This is a genomic window from Paraburkholderia xenovorans LB400, from assembly GCF_000013645.1.
GTDB classification, from domain to species: Bacteria; Pseudomonadota; Gammaproteobacteria; order Burkholderiales; family Burkholderiaceae; genus Paraburkholderia; species Paraburkholderia xenovorans.
The window spans coordinates 145951-169395 of sequence record NC_007953.1 but is presented as its reverse complement, the minus strand read 5'-3'; the positions used below and the strand labels follow the sequence as shown (position 1 = coordinate 169395).

General features: G+C 63.3%; 20 protein-coding genes. 9 read left to right on the top strand and 11 right to left on the bottom strand.

Annotation, left to right across the window (positions count from 1 at the left end):
* Positions 1–57 precede the first annotated feature (57 nt).
* The 5 genes from BXE_RS37505 to BXE_RS37485 form a co-directional block, all read right to left on the bottom strand.
* On the bottom strand, positions 58–1110 hold the full coding sequence (locus tag BXE_RS37505; protein ID WP_011493339.1) for an ABC transporter substrate-binding protein: 1053 nt from the start codon (positions 1108–1110) through the stop codon (positions 58–60).
* Between the two features lie 48 nt (positions 1111–1158).
* Entirely contained in the window at positions 1159–2067 is a 909-nt protein-coding gene (locus tag BXE_RS37500) for a TauD/TfdA dioxygenase family protein (RefSeq protein WP_011493338.1), read from the bottom strand.
* A 209-nt stretch (positions 2068–2276) separates the two neighbouring features.
* Positions 2277–2864 carry a c-type cytochrome gene (locus BXE_RS37495; protein WP_011493337.1) on the bottom strand — a complete coding sequence of 196 codons (588 nt, stop codon included), beginning with the start codon at positions 2862–2864 and terminating at the stop codon, positions 2277–2279.
* Positions 2857–4131: a sulfite dehydrogenase gene (gene soxC, locus BXE_RS37490; RefSeq protein WP_148223089.1), complete on the bottom strand. Its 1275-nt coding sequence runs from the start codon at positions 4129–4131 to the stop codon at positions 2857–2859. The genes BXE_RS37495 and soxC overlap by 8 nt, the downstream gene beginning before the upstream one ends.
* Positions 4132–4291: 160 nt before the next feature.
* Positions 4292–5629, bottom strand: a complete 1338-nt coding sequence (locus BXE_RS37485) for an LLM class flavin-dependent oxidoreductase (RefSeq protein ID WP_011493335.1) — start codon at positions 5627–5629, stop codon at positions 4292–4294.
* Between the two features lie 604 nt (positions 5630–6233).
* On the opposite strand from BXE_RS37485, the gene BXE_RS37480 reads away from it, so the two are divergent.
* The 5 genes from BXE_RS37480 (at position 6234) to BXE_RS37460 (ending at position 11509) form a co-directional block, all read left to right on the top strand.
* Complete coding sequence (locus BXE_RS37480; protein ID WP_193352983.1) at positions 6234–7427, top strand: LLM class flavin-dependent oxidoreductase; 1194 nt, start codon at positions 6234–6236, stop codon at positions 7425–7427.
* A 74-nt stretch (positions 7428–7501) separates the two neighbouring features.
* Positions 7502–8566, top strand: coding sequence for an ABC transporter substrate-binding protein (locus BXE_RS37475; RefSeq protein WP_011493332.1), 1065 nt, complete (start codon positions 7502–7504; stop codon positions 8564–8566).
* Positions 8567–8606: 40 nt separating this feature from the next.
* Entirely contained in the window at positions 8607–10226 is a 1620-nt protein-coding gene (locus BXE_RS37470) for an ABC transporter substrate-binding protein (protein WP_011493331.1), read from the top strand.
* Between the two features lie 38 nt (positions 10227–10264).
* Complete coding sequence (locus BXE_RS48345; RefSeq protein ID WP_011493330.1) at positions 10265–10615, top strand: aldo/keto reductase; 351 nt, start codon at positions 10265–10267, stop codon at positions 10613–10615.
* 42 nt (positions 10616–10657) lie between these two features.
* Positions 10658–11509: a MetQ/NlpA family ABC transporter substrate-binding protein gene (locus BXE_RS37460; RefSeq protein WP_011493329.1), complete on the top strand. Its 852-nt coding sequence runs from the start codon at positions 10658–10660 to the stop codon at positions 11507–11509.
* A 32-nt stretch (positions 11510–11541) separates the two neighbouring features.
* Here BXE_RS37460 and BXE_RS37455 read toward each other — a convergent pair whose 3' ends face one another.
* From BXE_RS37455 to BXE_RS37430, 6 genes are all read right to left on the bottom strand, one after another.
* Complete coding sequence (locus tag BXE_RS37455; RefSeq protein WP_011493328.1) at positions 11542–13281, bottom strand: ABC transporter ATP-binding protein; 1740 nt, start codon at positions 13279–13281, stop codon at positions 11542–11544.
* 2 nt (positions 13282–13283) lie between these two features.
* Positions 13284–14255: an ABC transporter permease gene (locus BXE_RS37450; protein WP_011493327.1), complete on the bottom strand. Its 972-nt coding sequence runs from the start codon at positions 14253–14255 to the stop codon at positions 13284–13286.
* A gap of 64 nt (positions 14256–14319) precedes the next feature.
* Entirely contained in the window at positions 14320–15300 is a 981-nt protein-coding gene (locus BXE_RS37445) for an ABC transporter permease (protein ID WP_011493326.1), read from the bottom strand.
* A gap of 13 nt (positions 15301–15313) precedes the next feature.
* Entirely contained in the window at positions 15314–16918 is a 1605-nt protein-coding gene (locus BXE_RS37440; protein ID WP_011493325.1) for an ABC transporter substrate-binding protein, read from the bottom strand.
* A 549-nt stretch (positions 16919–17467) separates the two neighbouring features.
* Entirely contained in the window at positions 17468–17812 is a 345-nt protein-coding gene (locus BXE_RS37435) for a DUF3088 domain-containing protein (protein ID WP_011493323.1), read from the bottom strand.
* Positions 17813–17866: 54 nt separating this feature from the next.
* Positions 17867–19084: an acyl-CoA dehydrogenase family protein gene (locus BXE_RS37430; protein WP_011493322.1), complete on the bottom strand. Its 1218-nt coding sequence runs from the start codon at positions 19082–19084 to the stop codon at positions 17867–17869.
* Between the two features lie 406 nt (positions 19085–19490).
* Here BXE_RS37430 and BXE_RS37425 point away from each other — a divergent pair, with 406 nt between their 5' ends.
* The 4 genes from BXE_RS37425 (at position 19491) to BXE_RS37410 (ending at position 23435) form a co-directional block, all read left to right on the top strand.
* Positions 19491–19781 carry a co-chaperone GroES gene (locus BXE_RS37425; protein WP_011493321.1) on the top strand — a complete coding sequence of 97 codons (291 nt, stop codon included), beginning with the start codon at positions 19491–19493 and terminating at the stop codon, positions 19779–19781.
* Positions 19782–19794: 13 nt separating this feature from the next.
* A complete protein-coding gene (groL, locus tag BXE_RS37420) occupies positions 19795–21435 on the top strand; it encodes a chaperonin GroEL (protein WP_011493320.1) in 1641 nt (546 codons plus the stop codon).
* Positions 21436–21503: 68 nt separating this feature from the next.
* Positions 21504–22571 (top strand): ABC transporter substrate-binding protein, encoded by a 1068-nt coding sequence (locus BXE_RS37415; protein WP_040123786.1) that lies wholly within the window; start codon positions 21504–21506, stop codon positions 22569–22571.
* 12 nt (positions 22572–22583) lie between these two features.
* Entirely contained in the window at positions 22584–23435 is an 852-nt protein-coding gene (locus BXE_RS37410; protein ID WP_011493318.1) for an ABC transporter permease, read from the top strand.
* Positions 23436–23445: the final 10 nt, after the last annotated feature.

Sequence of the window (23445 nt, the reverse complement as noted above, 5' to 3'; positions counted from 1 at the left end):
TCGTTCCCTGTGTGCGGACTAAATGGACCGATACAGGTCCGGCGACGGTCAACATGCTCAACTCCCCGCCGCGGTCGCCGGGTCGTCGAAGAAGTAATCTTTCCACGACTTCGGTTCGTTTTTGATCGCGCCGACGCGATACATGAACTGCGCGAGCCCGAACGTGTTCTGCGGCGCGACCTTGAACTGCACCTGCGGGTTCTTGATCACCTTCACGAGCAGATTGCGGTCGATTTTCGATTGATTCGTGCGAATGTAGATATCGGCGGCCGCATCCGGATTTGCCGTAATGAAGCGCGCGGCGTCGGCCAGCGCATCGACGAATGCGCGGTACGTCTTCGGATTGTTGTCGCGGAATTTCTCGGTTGCGTAAAGCACGGTCGCCGAACTCGGGCCGCCCAGCACATCGTACGAATTCAGCACGATATGCGCCTTCGGATTGCCCGCCAGTTCCTGCTCCTGAAATGGCGGATTGCCGAAGTGGCCGGTAATTTCCGTACCGCCGGCAATGATCGCCGCAGCCGCATCGGGATGCGGCAACGCCTGGGTGAACTTGTCGAGCCGGTTGTAATCCTTGTCGCCCCAGCGTTTGGCCGCCGCATATTGCAGCACGCGCGATTGCACCGAAACGTTCACAGCCGGCACCGCGATGCGGTCCTTCTCCGTGAAGTCGGCAATCGTCCTGACATTGGGATCGTTGCTGATGAGGTAATACGGCAGATTGCCGAGCGAGGCGACGCCCTTGACGTTCTGCTTGCCGCGCGTGCGGTCCCAGATCGTCAGCAACGGCCCGACGCCCGCGCCGGCGATGTCCACCGCGCCGGACAGCAGCGCGTCGTTGACCGCCGCGCCGCCCGAGAGCTTCACCCAGTCGACCTTGATGTCGAGCCCCTGCTTACGCCCTTCTTTCTCGACGAACTGCTGGTCGCGCGCCACGTTCAGCAGCAGATAGACAATGCCGAACTGCTCGGCCACGCGGATCTGCCCTTCGGCATGCGCGGGTGCAGTGGCGGCAAAGCCCGCGACGCCCATCGAGAAAGTCAGCAGCGCCGCGGTGAAACGGCGGCCAAACGACGACCGCGTGGCGGTCGAGCGAAACCTGGCAAGCATTGGAACTCCGGTCAGCGTGTAGTGTAGTCAAAGCGGGCGACGTTGCCGTTAGAACGGCACGTCGCCTTCAATCGTCGTGCGATAAAGCTTGCGGCGCAGATGGTCCGGCGTGCCGGCCGCAAGATGCATCAGCGAGCGGTTGTCCCAGAACACCATGTCGTGTTCCGCCCATCGGTGCCGGTAAAGATGCTCGGGGCGCACGCTATGCGCGAAGAGTTCGTCGAGCAGGGTCTGGCTCTCGTCTTCGGGCAAACCGATCACGCGGGTCGTGAAATGCTCGCTGACGAAGAGCGCCTTGCGCCCGGTCTCGGGATGCGTGCGCACGATCGGATGCACGACCGGTTTCACCGAGGCGATCTGCTCGGCGGACAGATTGGGCCGCCACGGGCTGCGCTTCTGCAGTTCCGCGTATTTGGCGAGATAGGTGTGCTCGGCCGAACGCCCTTCCACCGCGGTGCGCAAATGCGCGGGCAATGTGTCCCACGCAAGGTGCATGTTGGCAAACAGCGTGTCGCCGCCTTCGGCGGGCAGTTCCTGCGCATGCAGCAGTGAACCGAGACTCGGCTTTTCCTTGTACGACAGGTCGGAATGCCAGTAATGGCCGGCATCGCCCAGACCAATCGGTTTGCCGTCTTCGACGATGTTCGACACCACCAGCACTTCCGGGTAGCCCGGCAACTGGAATTGATGCAGCACGTGGATCTGCAACGGGCCGAAACGGCGGCTGAAGGCGACTTGCTGATCCGGCGTGATGCGTTGATCGCGAAACACCAGCACATGGTGATCGAGGTGAGCGCGATGAATGCGCGCGAAGTCCTCAGGGCTCAGCGGCTGGCCGAGGTCGAGTCCGAAAACCTCTGCGCCGACGGGACCGTCGAAAGCGCGAATCTCGATGGGCTGGGTTTCAATGGCCTGGCCAGCGTGGCTCGCGGCAGTAGATGCAAAGGCAGTCGTCACAGGAAACTCTTCGTCGAATCTGTTCTGAGGACGCCGTCGAGGGCGCAGTCAAATGAATTTACCGACATGCGCACGCGGCGACAACGAAGCAAATCCGATACGTTTATCTGCTGGAGTGATAAACCCGCTGCTTTAACGAGATGCAACTGGCGTAAGTATTCTGCAAGCTCCCGCTGCTCCTGCCCTCAATCCGCGAGGCCGGGAGCTCATCACAGTCGCGCCGGACGCGGATCGATCACGAAACCGTTCCTATTCGGCATCACAACGCGCGGCAGCGATGCCGCGTCGAGCCGCGTATTCGCCGCCACGATGCCGTTCTGGTTGAGCAGGAACGCGCTGAGCGCGTAAACCTCGTCGGCGGAAAGCGATTCGGGCGCGTTGTAGGGCATCGCGCGGCGGATATAGTCGAACAGCGTCGTCGCGTAGGGCCAGTAGCTGCCCACCGTGCGCTTGGGCTTCGCACTCGCCAGCGTGCCCTGGCCGCCGACCAGCGGATCGCCGAGACCGCCCTGGCCCTGCGCGCCATGGCAAGCCGCGCATTTGGCCGCGAACACGTGAGCGCCTGTGGCGACGTCGCCGCTGCCCGGAGGCAGTCCCCGGCCATCCGGCGCGACGTCGATGTTCCAGGCAGCCAGTTCTTGCGCGGTGACCGGCGTGCCGATGTCGTGGCCCGCCGTCGCGTTCTGGGCGCCGGGCGCGTCCGGCGCGATCGACGAACAGGACGCCAGCGCCATCAGTAACAGAAACGCGGCCAGCGCCGCATGCATCCGCACGCACCTGGAACGGCCTTCACGCATTACGCACCTCGCCGCTCGTGTCGACCCGCCATTGCTGGATCGCGTTGTAGTGGTACTGCGAGTTCAGGCCGCGCGCGGCCACGAGTTCGGCGCGCGTCGGCTGCACATAGCCGGTCGAATCGGTCGCACGCGAAAGAATCGCGGCGGGGCCTCCGTCCCAGCGCCAATCCGCCTGAAAGCGCGTGAGCGCGCGATCGCGAATCGCGCCGTCCAGACGCGCAACACGCCACGTCGCCCCGCCATCGGTCGACACCTCGACCTTGCGGACGGTGCCCCGCCCTGACCATGCCAGGCCGGTAATCGGGTAATAACCGTGCGTAGTCAGGCGATGTCCGGGCGACGGCCGCGTGATCACCGACTTCGCGTCCATCTCGAACGCGAACTGGCGCGCGGTGCCGTTCGCGAGCAGGCTGGTGTACTTCGAGGTCTCTTCGCGCGTTTGCAACGGCGCGTCGACCACTTTCAGCCGACGCAGCCACTTCACGTTCGTATTGCCTTCGAAGCCGGGCACGATCAGACGCAACGGATAACCGTTTTCCGGACGCAGGCGTTCGCCGTTTTGCGCATAGACCACGAGCGCGCGGTCAAGTATCCGTTCGAGCGGCAGACTGCGCGCCATCACCGCGGCGTCCGCACCCTCCGCGAGCAACCAGCCGCGGGCCGGATCGATCTGCTTCGACAGACCGCCCACTTCCTCCAGCAAGGTCGACAAACGCACGCCGGTCCACTCGCAGCACGACAGCAGACCATGCGTGAGTTGCACCGGCTGGCCGCTCGGACCGCTCCATTCATTGCCGGTGTTGCCGGAGCATTCGAGAAAATGGATGCGCGATTCGGACGGCAAACGCAGCAGGTCGTCCATCGTGAACAGTTTCGGGGTGCGCACCAGTCCGTGAATCGCCAGCCGGTGCTGATCGGGATCGATGTCGGGCACGCCGCCATGATGACGTTCGTAGACCAGGCCGTTCGGTGTGAGCGCACCGTGCAGATCGGCGAGCGGGGTCATCGACGAAGCCGCGCCGGGCAGCGGCCACACCCGTGCGCTGCGCCGCACGACATTCGCCTCGTGCGGCGACGGCACGCCGTAGGGATGCTCGAGTATGGGAGCGCCGGGCACGCGACTCGACGGCGCGACCTCGAGCGGCTTGAGCAGTTCGGCGGCCGCCGCCGCGTGCGACGCAACGAGCCCGCCTGCGGCCAGACGGCCAAGCAGCCGGCGGCGAGTGCGTGACGGCGATGGATTCAGCGGCATATTGCGGGCATTCATGATGGCGCGGGCGCTTCGTAGGCAAGCCTGTGATGCTAGCAATGCCGTGCCCCGCCACCAACCGATCAATTGTGATATCGATCGCAGCGCCGCTGATCTGGCATTGATGTGGCCACTCGCTGCAGCGCCGAACGACAGGGTCCAGCGCCGCTGCGCACGTCTATCGAACGCGATGCGCCGGCCGCCGCAAGCCGAGGTTCTCGCGCAACGTGCTTCCTTCATAGCTGGTGCGAAACAACCCGCGTCGTCGCAACTCGGGCAATACCAGTTCGATGAAATCGGTCAAACCGTGCGGCAGCACTGGCGGCATGACGTTGAAGCCGTCGGCGCCGTGGTTCACGAAGCGTTCTTCGAGTTGATCGACGATCTGCGCGGGTGTGCCGACGAGTTGCCAATGGCCACGTGCGCCGGCAACCCGCAAATAGAGCTGGCGGATAGTCAGATGCTCGCGGCGCGCCAGTTCGATCGTCAAGGACTGCCGGCTCTTGCTAGCATTCGTTTCGGGCAACTCGGGAATCGGCCCGTCGAGCGGATAGTCCGACAGATCGAAGCCACCGGTCAGCCCGGATACCAGCGCGAGCCCCACCTTCGGATCGACGAGCGACTGCAACTGCTCGAACTTCTCGTTCGCCTCGCTTTCAGTGCGTCCGACAATCGGAAACACGCCCGGCATGATCTTCAGATCGTCCGGATCGCGGCCATAGGCTCGCATGCGTTCCTTCACGTCCGCGTAAAAGGCGACTGCGTCCTCCAGCGTTTGCTGCGCGGTGAAAATCACCTCGGCCGTGCTGGCCGCCAGCTCTCTTCCCGCTTCGGACGACCCGGCCTGCACGACGACCGGATGCCCCTGCGGAGAACGCGCGACGTTCAGCGGACCCTTGACCTGAAAAAAGCGCCCCTTGTGTTCCAGCACATGCCGCTTGCGCGGGTCGAAGAAACGCCCGTTGGCCTTGTCGCGGACAAACGCGTCGTCTTCCCAGCTATCCCACAGTCCTTGTGTGACCTGCGCGAACTCGGTCGCACGCTCATAGCGTTCGGCGTGATCGTAATGCTTGTCGCGATTGAAGTTCTTCGCTTCGTGCTCGCTCGACGACGTGACCAGATTCCAGCCCGCGCGCCCGCCGCTGATGTGGTCGAGCGAAGCGAACTTGCGCGCGATGTGATACGGCTCGTTAAAGCTCGTCGATGCCGTGCCGACCAGACCGATGCGTCCGGTCACCGCCGCCAGCGCCGACAGCAGCGTAATCGGTTCAAACTGCGCGACGTAGCTGTGCGCCGTGCGGCTCAGAAAGTCGACGTTGTCGCCACGCGTACCCACGCCGTCCGCCAGAAACACAAGATCGAACTTCGCCGCTTCGGCCGCCTGCGCGAGTTGCACATAGTGGCGAAAATTGACGCCGGCATCCGCCTGCGCTTGCGGATGCCGCCACGCCGCAATGTGATGTCCCGCGGGATAAAGAAAGGCGCCGAGGCGCAACTGCCCGCTACGTCTGCTCATGAAGGTCCACGAAGAAGGGTTGACGATACGTCGCGCCGCCTGCTCTTCCGGAGCGGCGTCGAGCCGGTGCGCACACCAGCGACGGATTGAATGGTCCGATCGTCTGGTCAGTCGAAGTTAGCGGTACGAGCTATGAATGGCAACGAAGGGAAACTCATAACTTTATGAACCTCGTATGGCCGGCACGTTTGCATCGCCGATGCATTGAACCGTCGGTTGGATCGCATCAGGCGTTCCGCTTTATCTGCATGAATCAGCGCATCAGCGCATCGAACCGGTCTGCAGCGATCAGCGGCTCGCGTCAGGAACGCCAATATGGCTTCCCGACCGGCTCCCGCGGGAACCTTTCATGCAGAGCCGATCCACACAAATACGCCGGACAGATCCGTCGTTTCAGATAAAAAGCAGATTTCGTTGTTTGGCGTTCCAAACATCGACGTGCTTTACTGTTCCAGCGCCAGATTCCTGGCGCCGCGACGCGTAGGTTTAATGCGCGCGCCCACGGCACGATCTCAGGCGGTGTCGCGAACCTCCCACTTCACGCGCACTTCCCTACCGCATGGCAAGGATACTCACTGTGCCTGAATCAATCGTCACCCCACCCATGCGCGCATCGGCGCCCCATGCCGACGGCGCACGCGATGCTTCGCCTTTCGTGCCGGTGCGCTCGCCCGCTACCTTCGCTCAAAGCCCCGTCTCCCTCGCATTCGGGCAGCCGTTGCTGCTGGGACTGTTCCTGCCGATCCAGGCAGGCGGCTGGAGCGCGTCCACGTTGCCGCGCACGACCGACTGGACGTTCGACTACAACCTGGAACTGGTGCAAAAAGCCGAAGCGTTCGGGTTCGATCTCGTGTTCGCGCTGTCGCAATGGTTGCCCAACGGAGGCTACGGCGGCGTATTCAATGGGCAAGCGCTCGACTCGTTCATGTCGCTCGCGGCAATGACCGCGCGCACCGAACGCATCATCCTCGTCGCCACCAGTCATGTATTGTATGGGCCCTGGCATCCGCTGCATTTCGCCAAATTCACGGCGACGCTCGATCACATCTCGAAGGGCCGCTGGGGCATCAACGTCGTCACCGGTCATCGCGCGATCGAACACGAGATGTTCGGCTGGCACCGGATCGATCACGACCGCCGTTATCAGCTGGCTGCGGAATTCCTCGATGCCGTCCAGCAACTGTGGGCGCAACCGGACAACTTCAGCTTCGCTCCGCAGCTGTCGAGCTGGAAACTGGACAAGGCCTTCGTCACGCCGAAGCCGCGCTTTGGACGCCCGCTGCTCGTCAACGCGACCGGCTCGGACGCCGGTATCGAATTCGCCGCGCGCTATTCGGACGTGGTCTTCATCACGAGTCCGGCAGGTTCGGAGATCGAAGCTGCGCTAGCAGCGCTGCCCGCGCATACCGCTCGCGTGAAAGCCGCCGCGGCGGCGCACGGCCGCCCGATCCGCACCTTGATCAATCCAATGGTGATCTGCCGCGAGACGGCCGCCGAAGCTCGCGCTTACCACGACGCAATCGTCGCGCACGGCGACGAAGGCAGCTTTCATCGCTTCGACAGCGACGCGCATGCGTGGCGCGGCGGTGCCGGGCAACGCAATTCGGCGGCCGCACGCGCGGTGGGCGGCAACATCGCGATAGTCGGTTCCCCACAGCAGATTGCCGATTACATCGTGCGTTTGCATCGCGCCGGCATCGACGGCGTGCAACTGAGTTTTTTCGATTTCAAGCCCGACCTTGAATTCTTCGGCGACCGCGTGCTGCCGTTGCTGCGCGACGCTGGCTTGCGACATTGATTGCAAACCGTGCCGCGTTCAACGACATGGCACCCCCGACAGCAATGCTCCCCGCAACCTTACAGGTGACCCGCATGAGCCGAATCTGGTACACACGCTGCCCCGCACCCACCCCGTTCGGCATCGCGGCGCAAAAAGGTTGGCTACAGCAGGAGTTCGCGGCCGACGGCATCGACGTCAAGGCATTGCAGGATGCTGACGACGTGCTGGTCCGCCGTTCTCATTTCACGCATAGCCAGCCGTGGTCGTTTCGGCAAGGCGGCAATATCCCGGCGCTATGGGCGCGTGCTCAAGGCAGCGACACGCGCCTGATCGGCCTGAGCTGGGTCGACGAGTTCCAGGCGTTGATCACGCTCGACCGGCAACTCGACGCCACGCCTCACGCGCTCGCCGGACGCCGCTTCGGATTTCCGCGCAGCACCCGGGCGGGGGGCGTGGTGGACTTTCACCGCGCCACCGCGCTGCGCGGGTTCTCGTCGCTGCTCAATGCGCTCGGCGTGCAGTTCGAAGATATCGACTTTGTCGAATTGCCGCACACGCCTCGCGGACTCGACGGCGCGAAGCCCGCCGGCGACGCACCGCTGGACGCGTGGCTCGACGCTCAGCGTTCGCATGAGTTCGCCCGCGAAACCGAGGCGCTTCTGCGCGGTGAGGCCGATGTCGTGTTCGTCAAAGGCGCGACCGGACTGGATATTACCAACCTGCTCAACGCGAAAATCCTCATCGAGATCGGCGCGCAACCCAATCGCGCGTTGCATGCGAACAATGGTACGCCGCGACCGCTGACCGTCGACGCGCAACTGTTGCGTGAACGTCCCGACCTGGTCGAACGCGTACTGGCGCGCACGCTCGCCGCCGGCGACTGGGCCCAGGGCCACGTTGCCGAGCTCGCGAGTTATGTCGGCCGGGAGGTTCGCAGCGCCGAGCATTGGGTCGAACGCGCGTATCCGGGTGGTCTGCACCGGCAGTTGACAATAGGCCTCGATCCACACGCGCTGGCCGCCCTTTCCGACTTCAAGCGCTTCCTGTTCAAGTGGGGTTTCATCGCGACGGATTTCGACTTCGATGCATGGGTCGAGCCGGCTCCGCTCGCGGCGGCACTTGAGCGACGCCGGGCGTTCGCTGTGTCGACAGCTTGAGCCGATTCCGTTTCCTCTTTTTCTCCTGCATGACAAAAAAATGGCACATGTCACCACGCAGGCCGCACTGCGTCGCTACGGCAAGCGGGTACTCAGCGGGACACTCGGATTTGCAATGACGCTCGTCGTCGCGCTTGCCAGCCAGGCGTCGCAGGCGCAGACGCGCGGCGGCACGCTCAATTTCGTCGTGACACCGGAACCGACTGCGCTAGTCGATCTGGCGACTACGGCGACCAATGTGCTGAAGGTCAGTCCGAAAGTGACCGAAGGCTTGCTCGAGTATGATTTCAACTTCGCGCCGAAGCCGTCGCTCGCGACCTCATGGGAAATCAGCGACGACAGCCGCAAATACGTGTTCCATCTGCGCCACGGCGTCAAATGGCACGACGGCAAGCCCTTCACGTCCGCGGACGTCGCGTACTCGATCCAGACACTCCGACAAGTCCATCCGCGCGCGAAAACCACCTTCGCCAACGTCACCCATATCGCGACGCCCGATCCCTATACGGTGATCATTACGCTGTCCAGATCCGCACCCTGGCTGATCAAGGCATTTTCGTCGTCGGAAACGCCTATCGTGCCGAAGCATGTCTATGACGGCACCGACGTACTCGCCAATCCCGCCAACAATGCGCCGATCGGCACGGGCCCCTTCCGCTTCGTCAGATGGGTGCGCGGCAGCTATATCGAGTACGCGCGCAATGACGACTACTGGGACAAGGGCAAGCCGTGGCTCGACCGGATCGTCGTCAAGATCATCAACGATCCGGCAGCCCGCACCGTCGCGTTCGAGGACGGCTCGGTCGATCTGAGCGGCGACACGCCGGTGCCGTTGTCCGACCTTGCGCGTCTGAAGGACAACCCGAAGCTCGGGATCGAGTCGCGCGGGTACGAATTCCAGGCGGGCGTGGCACGCATCGAGTTCAATCTCGACAATCCGTTGCTGAAGGATCCGAAAGTGCGTCAGGCCATTGCGTCCGCACTGGATCGCGAAGTGATCCGCAAAGTCATCTACTATGGTTACGCGACGCCGCTCGCGAGTCCGATCATTCCATCGAATCCCTACCACGATCCGGCGCCGACCCCCTATCCGTTCAATGTCGAACACGCGAACGGATTGCTCGACCAGGCCGGTTATCCGCGCAAAGCCGATGGTACCCGCTTCGCGCTGACCGTCGACCCGCTGCCGATCGGCGACCTGCCGGCGCGCACCGCCGCCTACGTCAAATCCGCGCTGGCGCGAGTCGGCATTGCCGTGACGGTGCGCAGCCAGGACTTGCCGGCCTACCTGAAGCGAATCTACACCGACCGGGATTTCGATTTCAGCATCAACGGCATGAGCAATCTGTTCGATCCGGTGGTCGGGGTCGCGCGGCTCTACACAACCGGCAATTTCCGGCGCGGCGTGCCTTTCACCAATGGCTCGCACTACAGCAATCCGGAGATCGACCAGTTGTTCTCCCAAGTGGCCGAAGAAACCGACGAAGTCAAACGCAGGCAGCTGTTTTCGCAGATCCAGCGCATCGTCGAGCGCGATCTGCCAGATATCAACCTGGTGTCCCCGCAATACATCACGGTGTACTCGCGCGCGGTGCACAACCATACGATTTCGCCTGACGGCGTATCGGCGAGTTTCGCCGATCTCTGGCTCCAGCACTGAACCGCTTCGCGCTTTTCATTTCACGGAATACGTCACACATGGAATACAGACAGCTCGGCTGCTGCGGTATCAAGGTCTCGACATTGACGCTCGGCACGATGATGTTCGGCAGCCCCACCGACGAAGCCGCTGCCGCCCGCATCATCGACCTGGCTCACGAGCAGCGCATCAACCGGCGGCTGCAGCAAACCGAATGGCGCACCGAGGCGCAATGGCACGACTACCTGCCGGCCTTGTGTTACCGGCTCACTGCCGAAGACACAGCGTTTGTCGATTCGCTCGTCGCGAGCGGCCAGCCGTCGACGCCGGAATTCAACGACCCGGGCCGTCCGTTCTGTGGCCGGATTGCGCGCCGCGGTGCGCCGCAGGACGAGCCCTATTGCGCTTAACGACGATAAGCGCGCCACTCACTTTATCCGGTCATCGCAACGATGCTCTATCGAACCGCACTGTTGAGGTTTTTCAACCCGCGCCTGGCCTGCGCGTTCATCGTGCTCGCCGCGCTCGCGCCACTGGCCGCCCATGCGGCCGACAGCAGCACCGCGCAGCCGTTGCGCATCGGCTTCGTTCCCGGCCCTTATGCAGACGAGTTCAAGGCCGGCGTCGAACCGCAACTGCGCGAGAAAGGTTACACGATCCAGTACGTTGAGTTCAGTACGGGACTCGAAGCGAATCAGGCGGTATATCGCGGTGAAATCATTGCGGACGTGATGCAGCACGAGGTCTATCTGAAGTCGTATAACGATCGCAACGGCACCGATCTGGTCGGCGTCGTGCAGGTGCCGACGCCGCCAATGGGTCTCTATTCGAGCCGACATCGTTCGCTTTCCGAGGTGAAACCCGGTGCGCGCGTCGCCGTACCGAACGATCCGGTCAATCTGGAACGCGCGCTGAAGATCCTGCAGCGCATCGGCTGGATCAGGATCAAGCCGAACCCTAACCCGGTCGATGTCACCGAGCGCGATGTGATCGCCAATCCGGCCGGCATCAAGATCGTGCCGCTGGAATCGGCGCAGGCGCCGCGCGCGCTCGACGACGTCGACTACGCGACGATTCAGGGCAACTTCGCGATTTTCAGCGGCCATAAGCTGACGGATGCACTCGCGCTCGAACAGATGACGCCGCCGTATATCAACCAGGTCGTCGTCAAGGCGGCCAACCGCAAAACGCGCGCGACCCAGGATATCGTGCAGGCGTATCAATCCGTGCAATTCCAGCGGGCGATTCGCGGCAACCACTTTTATGACGGCTTCCGCCTGCCGGCGTACTTCGGCAACCCGTGAGCGGGCGTAAAGTGAAAGACGGCGCAGGCGGCTTACGCCGCCTGCGCGTCGAAGCTCCTGCCGGGAATCGCTTCGAGCAGCGTGCGCGTGTACGCGTGCTGCGGCGCACGCCAGATCTCGCGATGATCGCCGCTTTCGACGATACGCCCCGCCTGCATCACATGCACGCGGTCCGCGATATAGCGCACTACGGAAAGATCGTGTGAGATGAACAGGTAGGCCAGCCCGAGATCGCGTTTGAGCTCCACCAGCAGGTTCAGGATTTGCGCCTGAATCGACACATCGAGCGCGGACACCGGTTCGTCGCAGATCAGCAGATCCGGTTCGAGCACGAGCGCTCGCGCGATACCGATGCGCTGCCGTTGTCCGCCCGAGAATTCATGTGGAAAGCGGCCCAATGCCGAACCGGGCAGCCCAACCCGGTCGAGTATCGCGGCGATGCGTAATTGGCGTTGCCGTGCGTCGTCCACACCATTGACCACCAGCACCGTATTCAGAATTTCTCCCACCGTGCGGCGCGGATTGAGCGACGCATACGGATCCTGAAACACCATCTGCACGTGGCGGCGCAACGGCCGCAATTCGCGCTCGCGTAGTGGCACCAGGTCGGTGCCGCGCAAACGGATCTGACCGCGCGTGGCCGGTATGAGCCGCAGGATCGCTTTCGATAGCGTCGACTTTCCACACCCCGATTCGCCGACGAGCCCCACCGTTTCGCCCCGCGCGATCTGCAACGACACACCGTCGACGGCACGCAGCGTCGACTTGCCATGCCGATGCGGATAGTCGATCCGCACGTCATGCAACGCCAGCAGCGGCGCATCGTCATGCGCCGCGCTGCGAACAGCCGTCTGCGTGACATACTGCCCGGTGCGCGCCGAGCGCGGTACGACGGCAAACGTCGGCTTGCCGTCATCGGCAATACCGTGGCGGATCTCAGGCAGCTTCCAGCCCTGGTAATGCAGATCGTCGGCGAGATTCAACGAAGCGCCGAGCAAGCCCTGGGTGTAGGCGTGACCGGGCCGCGTGAAGAGTTGCTCGACCGGTGCTTCTTCCACCAATTCGCCCGCCAGCATGACCGCGACACGATCCGCATGCTGGGCGACCACGCCCAGATCATGAGTGATCAGCAGCAGCGACATCGACAACTCGCGCCGCAAACCGTCGAGCAACTCGAGAATGCGCGCCTGGATCGTGACGTCGAGCGCCGTGGTCGGTTCATCCGCGATCAGCAGACGCGGCCGGCAGGCCACCGCCATCGCGATCATCACGCGCTGCCGCTGACCGCCGGAGAGTTCATGCGGATAATCGAATACGCGTCGTTGCGGTTCGGGAATCCGCACCAGCTCCAGCAATTCGATCGCCCGCTTCCACGCGGCGGCTTTGGACAGACGCTCATGCTGGCGCAGCGTCTCGACGATCTGCGCGCCAATCGACAGCACCGGATTAAGCGACGTCATCGGCTCCTGGAAAATCATCGAAATCTGCCGGCCACGGACCGCGCGAATCTCCGGCGCCGACAGATCGAGCAGTTCGCGGCCATCGAAACACACGCTGCCGGTCACCTGCGCTGGGGCGGGCACGAGCCGCATCAACGAAAGCGCGGTCGCGGATTTGCCGCAACCCGATTCGCCTACGAGGGCAAGCGTCTCGCCTTGCGCGACCTCGAAATTCAGGCCGCGCACCGCTTCGTGCGCGCCGAAGCTCACGCGCAGGTCGCGTACTTCCAGCAGGTTTGCCGCTCTATCCACTTCGTGCGTCCTCGGTGTCATGATCAGGTGCGTTCCCGCAAACGCGGATTGAGCGCGTCGTTCAGGCCGTCGCCGAGCAGATTCAGCGAGAGCACCGCGACGACGATCGCCGTGCCGGGAATTGCGGTCAGATACCACGCGGTGCGCAACGAATCCCGGCCCGCGCCGATCATTCCGCCCCAGCTGACGACGTTCGGGTCGCCCATGCCGAGAAACGACAGCGACGACTCGATCAGGATGGCGCTCGCCACCATGACCGACGCGGTGACGATCACCGGTGGCAACGCATTCGGCAAAATTTCGCCGAAGATGATGCGTGCGTTGCTGAACCCCTGGCTACGCGCCGCGAGCACGAAGTCCGCCTCGCGCAGGGTACGGAATTCGGCGCGCACGATCCGCGCGACGGTCGGCCACGACGCGATGCCGATGGCCAGCGCGATAACCGTCACGCCCGGCCGGCCAATGGCAACAATGACGATTACCAGCAGAAACGACGGAATGGTTTGAAAGAGTTCGGTGACGCGCACCAGCACGTTGTCGACCACTCCGCCGAAGAAGCCCCCCGCCGCGCCGACCAGCGTGCCGATCACGAGCCCGATTGCCGCCGCCGCCGCGCCGATCAGCAGCGACACGCGCGTGCCATGCGCAATGCCTGCAGCCACATCGCGCCCGAGCGAATCGGTGCCGAGCCAGTACTGCGGATCAGCGCCCGGCCATTCGAAGGGAGCCGCGACCATATCGAGTGGGTCGCCAGGAAACAGATGCCCCGCACCGAGCGCGAGCGCGATGAACGCGGTGAACAGCACGAGCCCCGCGAGCGCCGACGGATTGCGCAGCAGCGCGCGCCACACGCCGCGCCCCGTCCGCTGCGGGCCGGGCGCGCGTGCCGCGCCGGCGCGGCGCTGACCGAACAGCGTGCCGGCCAGTTGCCGCCGCCACGAAGAAGCACCCGGCTCAGGCGAGCTGGAGATCAGATCGGGAGAGTCGGAAGCCATTGCGTCCCTCAGGTGAACAACGTGTCGGCGAAAACGCTAAAAGTCATCCGACAGTCAGCAATAGTCACGCAATGCGTGGATCGAGCCAGGCCTGCAGCAGATCGACGAGGACATTCGCGACGATCACGAGCAGCGACGACAGCAGCAGCACGCCGAGCAGCACGCTGAAATCGCGCGCCATCACCGCGTCGAGCGCAAGGCGTCCGAGGCCCGGCCAGCTGAACACGGTCTCCGTCACCGCCGCGCCGCCCAGCAGCGTACCGAAATGAATCCCGACGATGGTGGTCAGCGGCATCAATGCGTTGCGCAGCACATGCCGCACCGTCACGCGCCACGGATGCAGGCCCTTGGCCTGAGCGGTCCGCACGAAGTCCTGACGCTGCACTTCGAGCATGGCGGCACGAGTAAGCCGCGCATAGATCGCGACGAAAAACGTCGCCAGTGTCGCTGCGGGCAACAGCACGTGCTTTGCCGCATCGGCGAGATAGGCGACGCCATGCAACTGCACGCCGAGTGTGATGTTGCCACCGCTCGGCAGCCAGCCGAGGTGCACCGAAAAGAGCACGATTGCCAGCAGACCGATCCAGAAGCCCGGCGTCGAATAGAACAGCAAGGCCAGTACCGACAGCAGCCGATCCGGCCATTTGCCGGCCCAATGGGCCATCACCGCGCCGAGCGTCACGCCGGCCACGATCGCCAACGACAGCGCCACTCCCATCAGAAACAATGTATTCGGCAAGCGCGACAGAATCAGTTGCATCACAGGCATGTCGTAACGCGGTGAATAACCCAGGCTGAAATGGGACAGATGCGTCAGGTACGACCACAACTGATGCAGCACCGGCTGGTCGAGCCCGAACTTCGCACGCAGCACCTGCATCGTTTCCGCCGTTGCCGAGCCGGACTCGCCGGCAAGCACGTCGGCGGCATCGCCAGGCATCAGTTTCAGCAGAAAGAAGTTCAGGATCACGATGCCGACCACCGTCGGCAAGACCTGCCACGCGGTACGTCGCGCTATCGCGCCGACACGCAAACTGCGGCTCATCGGCGATCTCCTGTCACGCGCTCAGATAGACATCCGCGAGATTGCCTTCGAGGCCTTGCGCGGATACGGTGTGGTTGTGCACGCGCCGGTTCGCCAGCGTGATCATGCGCGGCGCGACGAGGTTGAGAATCGGCAGATCGCGATAAACGATCTGCTGAAATTGCTGGTACAGCGCGACGCGCCTGCTTTCGTCGGTTTCAACGGAAGCGCTTTCGAGCAGGCGGTCGACCTCGGCATTGCTGTAGTGCGGCGCATTCGAAAATGGCACGCCCGGGCGAATGTTCTTCGACCAGTAGAGACGCTGGACCCCGACGCTCGGATCGAACAGCGTGTTCACGCCGATGCTCGTGAAGTCGAACTGGCGGTCCGCGTAGACGCGCTTCAGAAACGCCGGCAGGTCTTGCGAACGCACCGTCACGTCGATGCCCACACGCGCCAGCGCCGACTTCACGTAGTCGGCCTGGCGGCGATACAGGTCGCCGTAAGGCAGGAAATCGTGCGTCAGTCCGAAGCGCATGCCGCCATCCTTGCGCGGATAACCGGCCGCGTCGAGCAGCTTTTCCGCACCGGCGATATCGAACGCATAAGCGGTGATCTTCGCATCGTGATACGGCGAACCCGGCGTGATGGGCGTAGGCGACAGGTCCGCATAACCGTATGCAATCGTGCGCTGCACGACTTGCGGATTGATCGCATGAGCAATCGCCTGGCGCACCCGCAAATCCTTGAGGATCGGGTGATCCAGGTTGAAGTCGATCTCGGACAAAGGCTCGAGAAAGCGGTAGCCGCGCGTTTCCACCGCCAGTTGCGGCAATTGCGTGAGACGCGGCAGGTCCGTCAACGGTACCGGATTTTCGCCGCCCAGATCGAGTGCGCCGGTTTCGAAGGCCGCCGAGCGGGCGGCCGCGTCGGGGATCACCTTGAATACCAGGCCGTCGATATACGGCTTGCCGGCGTCCCAGTAGTCCGGATTGCGTTCATAGACGATATTGGCGCCGCGCGTCCATGCCTTGAAACGATACGGACCCGTGCCGATCGGCGCGTTGTTGTGCGGGTTCGTCAGCGGATCGCCGGATGCGTACAGGTGCTTCGGCACGATCGGCGATTCGCCCGCGGACAAAGCCTTCAACAGGTATGGCGCAGGCTTCGACAGTTCGATGACCGCGGTGCGCGCATCGGGCGTGGTGACGCGCGTCACGTTGGCGAACGTGCTGCGACCGCGGGGATGCACCGCTTTGAGCAGATCGATCGAAAACGCGACGTCCGCCGACGTGAACGGCTCGCCGTCATGCCATTTGACGTTCTGACGCAGCGTAAAGGCATATTTCAGGCCGTCCGCGCTAACCGTCCATGCGGTGGCCAATTGCGGCTTCGGCCGCAGATCGAAATCATAGGCCAGCAAGCCCTCGAGCACTTTCGAACTCGCGACGAGTGCGGGGCCCGTCGTCTGGAAGATCGACACGAGCACCGGTGGCTCCGGGTTGATCAGCATGTTCAAGGTGCCGCCTCGCTTCGGCGCGGTGGCCTCGCCCTGTGCGAACGCCAATGAGGGCATGCTGGCCGCGGCGAGCGCCGCGCCCGATGAGATCAGAAAGTCGCGTCGATTCAGTCCTGCCATGTGATCCAGATCCTTGTTGCCGACGGGCCGGCCGGCGCGGGCCGCCGGGTATGTTGTCGTGGTGTCGTAGTTGTGTGGTTGGCCGTGCTGCTGCAACGCTCACGATAAAACCGCTGCGGCGCCAACAGAACCAATGGTTCCGCATATGCAAAGCAGGCCACGGACAAAGGACCCGCCGTCGCACCGGCTCGCGGCCTCACGCAACGCACACGTCGGACAGATTGCCGTCAAGACCGTCGGCCGTGGCCCTGTGACGGTGCACGCGCCGGCTAACCAGCGTGACCTGTTGCAGCCAGACCGGCGCACTTCCGCAAGTCCGGTCAGCGCATTGCGAAGTCCCGAATGAAGCGCGCCGTCGCGATTCATGGCTGTTCCTTTGACCTCCGCCTGACACGCGAGGCGACGTCTATCGGAAGCGTCGGAAGCGTCGCAAGATAGCAACCGCCACCAACAATATGAAAGAATGAATTGGGAATTAGCTGTCTACATGGCGATTGACCGGCGGGCGCGGCGATTCGTATCGCGCCCCGCCCGCTCGACGTTGCCTGTTCAATGCACCTTTGGAAAACCATGGCGCTGCGCCAGCAGTTCGAGTATCCGGCGTGTATCGGTCACGAAACGCTTGTCTCCGAGCGTCTGCGCATCAGCGGGCGCCGGCTGTTCGTCGCCAAAGATCAGCACCGGCAGGCCCTGATGTTCGGCATCGAGCGCCTCGACGACCGCCGCGCGCGGACGCGTGAACGGCAGGCGGTGAATATCCAGTCGCGCGTTGAGTGCCGGGTCGCTCGCCAGCAGACCTTCAATGGGCGCGCCGTCCGGACAGATGAAACGCTCACCGGGACGGTTCGGATCGGTGAAACCCGGTTCCAGCAACAACAGCAGATCTCGGCTCATGATTTTTCCATGACGGACAGTGCGTGAAAGAGAGACGGCGACAACAGTGATTCGTCAGAACACGCGGCCTTCGGTGAGATGAGTCGTGACGCCGTTCAATTCGTAGTCGCCGATCACCCGCGCTTTATGCAGCAGCGGGTTATGACTGAAGATGGTGCGCAGATTGCGCCAGTGACGATCGAAATTATGCGAGCGTGCGGTAGCCGACGCGCCGCCGATCTCGAACAGACGCTCTCCCGCATGCAACGCCAGTTTGCTGACCACCAGCTGGGTCTTGGCAGTGGCGAGCGCCCCTTCCAGCACCCGCTCCTCGGCGTTGGCGGCGCCACTGCGAATCGCATTCGCCGACTGGTCCAGCGTTCGCGCATTCTGCTGAACCAGCGCGTCGACCGCGAGGCTGTGCGCGGCGAGATCGCCCACCACCTGCTGCACGAAACCGTCTTCCCGGGCGGACGGCGCCGGGCTGTGAAGCACGGGGCGACCGTAGTGAACCACGTAGCGTCGCGCGTCGGCGAGAATATTGCGCACGATGCCGGCCGCCACGGCGACCAGATGCAGCTGCCGCACCGCACTGCCGTGGCGGCCGGCGAGACTCGTATAACCGCGCGTGGCCACTTCATGTGCGAACACCTGTACGTTGTCCAGCACGAGACTGCCGCTCGCCGTCATGCGCTGACCCATGCCGTCCCAATCGTCGAGCACGCGCACGCCTTCACGGTCTACTGGAATGACGATCGACGCTTTTTCGTCGTTTTCATCCTGCACGTTGATACGCGCATAGTCCGAAAACGCCGTGCCGGTCGAATAGTACTTCTTGCCTGTTACTCGAAAATGCTCGCCGTCGCGCACGAGTGCCGTGACAATTTCGCCCGGGCGCGAAGTGCCGAGTTCGGTCGATGCACCGCCGAAAATTGCACCCTGGCGCACGCGCTCGATCTGGGTGTCGTTGAACGCCGAGCGCGGCGACAACAACAGTTGCTCGGTCAGGTCGTAATGAATTCGCAACGCATGCGCGACGTTCGACTCCTCGGCAGCCAGCGTGGCAACGACATGAAAAAGATCTTCGAGCGAGCCACCCAGGCCGCCCCACTCGGCGGGAAAACGCAGCAGTCCGAGCCCCGATTGGCGGAACAACGCAAAGCGGTCGAACGGGAGTTCACGCCGTGCTTCCCGTTGCGCGGCGTCTTCGCCGATTGCGCGGGCCAGCGCCGGCAATGCGGCCAGTGCGGCATGAAGCGTCGGCGGCGCCGCAGTGTCGAGAGATGCCTGCATGCGATCGTTCCTCTTTAAATGCGCGCGGATCGGAGCGATCCGGCTGTTTGACCTGAATGAATCGTAAGTGCGAACTGGCCATGCCAACGCGACGGACCAGTATAGGGAGGCCGCGAACGCCGCAAAACAAGTGAATTGAAATATGAATATGCACACTTCTGGATTAGTGCACTTCAGCACGGCGCGACCGCCGGGCCGCTTTGCCACGTCGCCTTTCGCGCCGCCGCCCGAATCATTCGTCTCCTGCTACGACACGTTTGCACGCCAGCCCATAACGTAAATAACAAACGCCGATAACGATTCGAGGATTCGTTATTGGAGCACGCGGCGGCACATTCCTATACTCGACTCCGGTCAGCACTCACCAGTGAAGAGTGCCAAATTTCCACATGAGCGAATTCGACTTATGAGCCTACGTCCATTGCACGACCGCCTGATCGTCAAACGTCTTGATCAGGAAACCAAAACAGCATCGGGAATCGTCATTCCCGAAAGCGCGGCGGAAAAACCCGACCAGGGCGAAGTCATCGCCATCGGACCGGGCAAGCGTGATAGCGACGGCAAGCGTATCGAACCCGATCTGAAGGTTGGCGAGCGTGTGCTGTTCGGCAAATACGCGGGCCAGTCGGTGAAGGTGGATGGCACCGAACTGCTGGTGCTGCGCGAAGAAGACGTGGTCGCCGTCGTTACTCAATAAAGGAGCCTCGAACATGGCAGCAAAGGAAATCATTTTCAGCGATGTAGCACGCTCGAAACTCGTCGAAGGCGTGAACATCCTCGCGAACGCCGTCAAGGTGACGCTCGGCCCGAAGGGCCGCAACGTGGTTCTGGAGCGCAGCTTCGGTTCGCCCGTCGTCACCAAGGACGGCGTGTCGGTCGCGAAGGAAATCGAATTGCCGGACCGCGTGCAGAACATCGGCGCACAACTGGTGAAGGAAGTCGCTTCGCGCACCAGCGACGCCGCGGGTGACGGCACGACCACCGCCACCGTGCTCGCGCAGGCGATCGTGCGCGAAGGCCAGAAGTATGTCGCAGCCGGCCTGAATCCGCTCGACCTGAAACGCGGTATCGACAAGGCGGTGGTAGCCGCCATCGACGAACTGAAGAAGATCAGCAAGCCGACCACGACGAGCAAGGAAATCGCGCAGGTCGCGACGATCTCCGCGAATGGCGAAGAATCGATCGGCCAGCGCATTGCCGAGGCAATCGACCGCGTCGGCAAGGAAGGCGTGATCACCGTCGAAGACGGCAAATCGCTCGACGACGAACTCGACGTGGTGGAAGGACTGCAATTCGATCGCGGCTACCTGTCGCCCTACTTCATCAACGATCAGGACAAGCAGGTCGCGGTTCTCGACAACCCGTACGTGCTTCTGCACGACAAGAAAGTCTCGAACATTCGCGATCTGCTGCCGGTTCTGGAGCAGGTTGCGAAAGCGAGCCGGCCGCTGCTGATCATCGCTGAAGACGTCGAAGGCGAAGCGCTCGCGACGCTGGTGGTGAACAATATTCGCGGCATTCTGAAAACGGTGGCGGTGAAGGCGCCGGGCTTCGGCGACCGCCGCAAGGCGCTGCTCGAAGACATCGCGATCCTGACCGGCGGCCAGGTGATCGCCGAAGAAACGGGCCTGACGCTGGAAAAGGCAACGCTTGCTGAACTGGGCCAGGCCAAGCGCATCGAGGTCGGCAAGGAAAACACCACCGTGATCGACGGCGCCGGCGAACACAAGAACATCGAAGCGCGCGTGAAGCAGATTCGCGCGCAGATCGACGAAGCCAGCTCGGACTACGACCGCGAAAAACTCCAGGAACGCGTGGCGAAGCTGGCCGGCGGCGTGGCCGTCATCAAGGTGGGCGGCGCGACGGAAATCGAAGTCAAGGAAAAGAAGGATCGCGTCGACGACGCGCTGCACGCCACGCGCGCGGCCGTCGAAGAGGGCATCGTGCCGGGCGGCGGGGTCGCCTTGATCCGCGTGCGAAATGCGATCAGCGGACTCAAGGGTGCGAATGCGGATCAGGATGCGGGCATCAAGATCGTGCTGCGCGCGCTCGAAGAACCGTTGCGCCAGATCGTGACGAACGCGGGCGAGGAAGCGAGCGTGGTGGTCGCGAAGGTCGCCGAAGGCAGTGGCAACTTCGGCTACAACGCGCAGACCGGAGAGTATGGCGACCTGGTCGAATCGGGCGTGCTCGATCCGACCAAGGTGACGCGTACGGCGCTGCAGAACGCGGCATCGGTCGCCGCGCTGCTGCTGACCACCGACGCCACCGTATATGAAGCGCCGAAGGATCCGGCACCGGCGACGTCCGCGGCTGGACCGGGCGCCCCGGGCGCCGGCTACGACTTCTGACCTTCTGCCCGCACCGGCGCATCTCACTCGCGTGAATGCGCCGGTCGAGCTCGTACACCACGGAAAACATGCGCTATTTCAAGCTACTGAAGTCCCTGACGGTATGCGCCGCATTGGCAGCGGCGACGCTTAACGCGTATGCCGACAAGCTGTCCGTCATCCGCATTGGCGTCGCGCAGCAAGGCGCGGGCGACCCGCCCACCTTCGGCGGCTCACCCGCCGCGACCGTGCAATTGCAGCAGTTGCTCGAAAAGGAATTCGCGGCGGACGGCATCAAGGTCGAGTGGCTTTTCTTCAAAGGCGCCGGCCCCGCGGTCAACGAAGCGATCGCCGACAAGTCGCTCGACTTCGCGTTTCAAGGCGATCTGCCCGCGGTGCTCGCGCGGGCCAATGGCCTGAAGACGCGCATTCTGCTCGAATCCGGTGTTCGCGCCGGCATCAAGATCGCCGTGCCACCCGACTCCGACATTCATACGATCAAGGATCTGAAAGGGCGCCGCACCGCCATTTTCCGCGGCACCAATCTGCAACTGGTGGTCGACAACGCGCTCGCGGCGAACCAGCTCGATGAACGCGATCTGCGCGTGATCAACCTCGACACGGCAAGCTCGCTCGCAGCGCTGGCGTCGAAGGGTATCGACGCGTCGGTCAACGATTACCACCTCTACAAGCTGCGTGACCAGGGCCTGGCGAAGATCATCTACGAGTCGCAGACCGATGGCCCGCAATTCACGCGGCAATCGCATCTGCTCGTGCTGGACGACTTCGAGCATGCCCATCCCGAGGTGGTCCAGCGCGTCGTCAACGCGTTCGTCAAGGGCGCGCAATGGTCGTCCGACGAAGCCAACCGCGATGCACTTTTCAAGCTATGGGCTCAAAGCGGCGTGAGCTATGCGTCATGGCAAGCCGAGTTCGCGCACCAGTCGCTGAAGGACCGCAACTCGCCGCTGATCGATGCGTTCATTGTCGCGCGCTACAAGGCGGTCGCTCAGGACGCGCTCAAGCTGAAGTTGATCCGCCAGCCGGTCGATGTCGACAACTGGTTTGAACCGCGCTATCTCGACAACGCATTGCATGCGCAGAAGCTCGATCGGTACTGGACCCGCTACGATGCGGCCGGCAAGCCGCTCAGCTAACGGAGCCCGACGATGAGCGAGACAGCCATCCCCGTCGCCACGGCTGCTGGCGGCGACGCGCGCAGTCAGCACAAAGCGCGGCGCACAGGCGAACGGCTGCGCAGCGTCGCCTGGCTTCTCGCACCGTGGCTGCTGCCGGCGGCACTGCTGGCGCTCTGGACGATCGGTTGTGAGCGCGGCTGGATCGCCCCGCAAATTCTGCCGCCACCCGCGCGCGTCTATGAAACCTTCATGGAACTCGCGCACAGCGGCGACCTTGTGCGTCACACGCTGATCAGCTTGCAGCGGGTCGTGGTCGGCTTCGGCATCGGCACCATGGGGGGCTTTGCGATCGGCGCGGCGCTCGGTCTGTCGCGCACGCTGGAAGCCTATGTTTTGCCCGGCTTCAATGCGCTCGTCCAGATTCCGGTACTCGGTTGGCTGCCGTTTCTGCTGCTGCTCGTCGGAGTCGGCGAGCCGCTCAAGTACATCCTGATCGCGCATGCGGCGCTCGTACCGGCCACGCTCAGCACCTTGCAAGGTTTCCGCCAGTCGCCTCACAGCCTGGAGGAAGTCGCACGCGGATACGGCTACAGCGAATGGCAGCGGATTGTCTACGTGGTGTTGCCCGCCGCCGTTCCCACGCTCGCGACCGGCGTGCGGCTGGCCTTCACGAAGGCATGGCTGGCGCTCGTCGTCGTCGAACTGGTCGCGTCGTCAGAGGGCCTTGGCTATCTGATCGTTTATGGACGGCAACTGTTTCAACTCGATCTGGTGATGGCGTCGGTCGTCGTGGTCGGCGCGATCGGCCTCGTCGTGAACCGCCTGCTCGATTCACTCGAAGCGCGTCTGCGGCGCGGACAGCCGTCCGCGTTCCGCGAGTGAAGCCGCCGCG

Bases quoted from the DNA above. Each gene is read 5' to 3' on its own strand.
- BXE_RS37485 (WP_011493335.1), bottom strand. From the start codon at position 5,629: ATGAGCAGACGTAGCGGGCAGTTGCGCCTCGGCGCCTTTCTTTATCCC.
- BXE_RS37440 (WP_011493325.1), bottom strand. From the start codon at position 16,918: ATGGCAGGACTGAATCGACGCGACTTTCTGATCTCATCGGGCGCGGCG.
- BXE_RS37495 (WP_011493337.1), bottom strand. From the start codon at position 2,864: ATGCGTGAAGGCCGTTCCAGGTGCGTGCGGATGCATGCGGCGCTGGCC.
- BXE_RS37450 (WP_011493327.1), bottom strand. From the start codon at position 14,255: ATGGCTTCCGACTCTCCCGATCTGATCTCCAGCTCGCCTGAGCCGGGT.
- BXE_RS37415 (WP_040123786.1), top strand. From the start codon at position 21,504: ATGCGCTATTTCAAGCTACTGAAGTCCCTGACGGTATGCGCCGCATTG.
- BXE_RS48345 (WP_011493330.1), top strand. From the start codon at position 10,265: ATGGAATACAGACAGCTCGGCTGCTGCGGTATCAAGGTCTCGACATTG.
- BXE_RS37475 (WP_011493332.1), top strand. From the start codon at position 7,502: ATGAGCCGAATCTGGTACACACGCTGCCCCGCACCCACCCCGTTCGGC.
- BXE_RS37470 (WP_011493331.1), top strand. From the start codon at position 8,607: ATGGCACATGTCACCACGCAGGCCGCACTGCGTCGCTACGGCAAGCGG.
- BXE_RS37435 (WP_011493323.1), bottom strand. From the start codon at position 17,812: ATGAGCCGAGATCTGCTGTTGTTGCTGGAACCGGGTTTCACCGATCCG.
- soxC (WP_148223089.1), bottom strand. From the start codon at position 4,131: ATGAATGCCCGCAATATGCCGCTGAATCCATCGCCGTCACGCACTCGC.
- BXE_RS37410 (WP_011493318.1), top strand. From the start codon at position 22,584: ATGAGCGAGACAGCCATCCCCGTCGCCACGGCTGCTGGCGGCGACGCG.
- BXE_RS37505 (WP_011493339.1), bottom strand. From the start codon at position 1,110: ATGCTTGCCAGGTTTCGCTCGACCGCCACGCGGTCGTCGTTTGGCCGC.
- BXE_RS37430 (WP_011493322.1), bottom strand. From the start codon at position 19,084: ATGCAGGCATCTCTCGACACTGCGGCGCCGCCGACGCTTCATGCCGCA.
- BXE_RS37425 (WP_011493321.1), top strand. From the start codon at position 19,491: ATGAGCCTACGTCCATTGCACGACCGCCTGATCGTCAAACGTCTTGAT.
- BXE_RS37460 (WP_011493329.1), top strand. From the start codon at position 10,658: ATGCTCTATCGAACCGCACTGTTGAGGTTTTTCAACCCGCGCCTGGCC.
- BXE_RS37455 (WP_011493328.1), bottom strand. From the start codon at position 13,281: ATGACACCGAGGACGCACGAAGTGGATAGAGCGGCAAACCTGCTGGAA.
- groL (WP_011493320.1), top strand. From the start codon at position 19,795: ATGGCAGCAAAGGAAATCATTTTCAGCGATGTAGCACGCTCGAAACTC.
- BXE_RS37480 (WP_193352983.1), top strand. From the start codon at position 6,234: ATGCGCGCATCGGCGCCCCATGCCGACGGCGCACGCGATGCTTCGCCT.
- BXE_RS37445 (WP_011493326.1), bottom strand. From the start codon at position 15,300: ATGAGCCGCAGTTTGCGTGTCGGCGCGATAGCGCGACGTACCGCGTGG.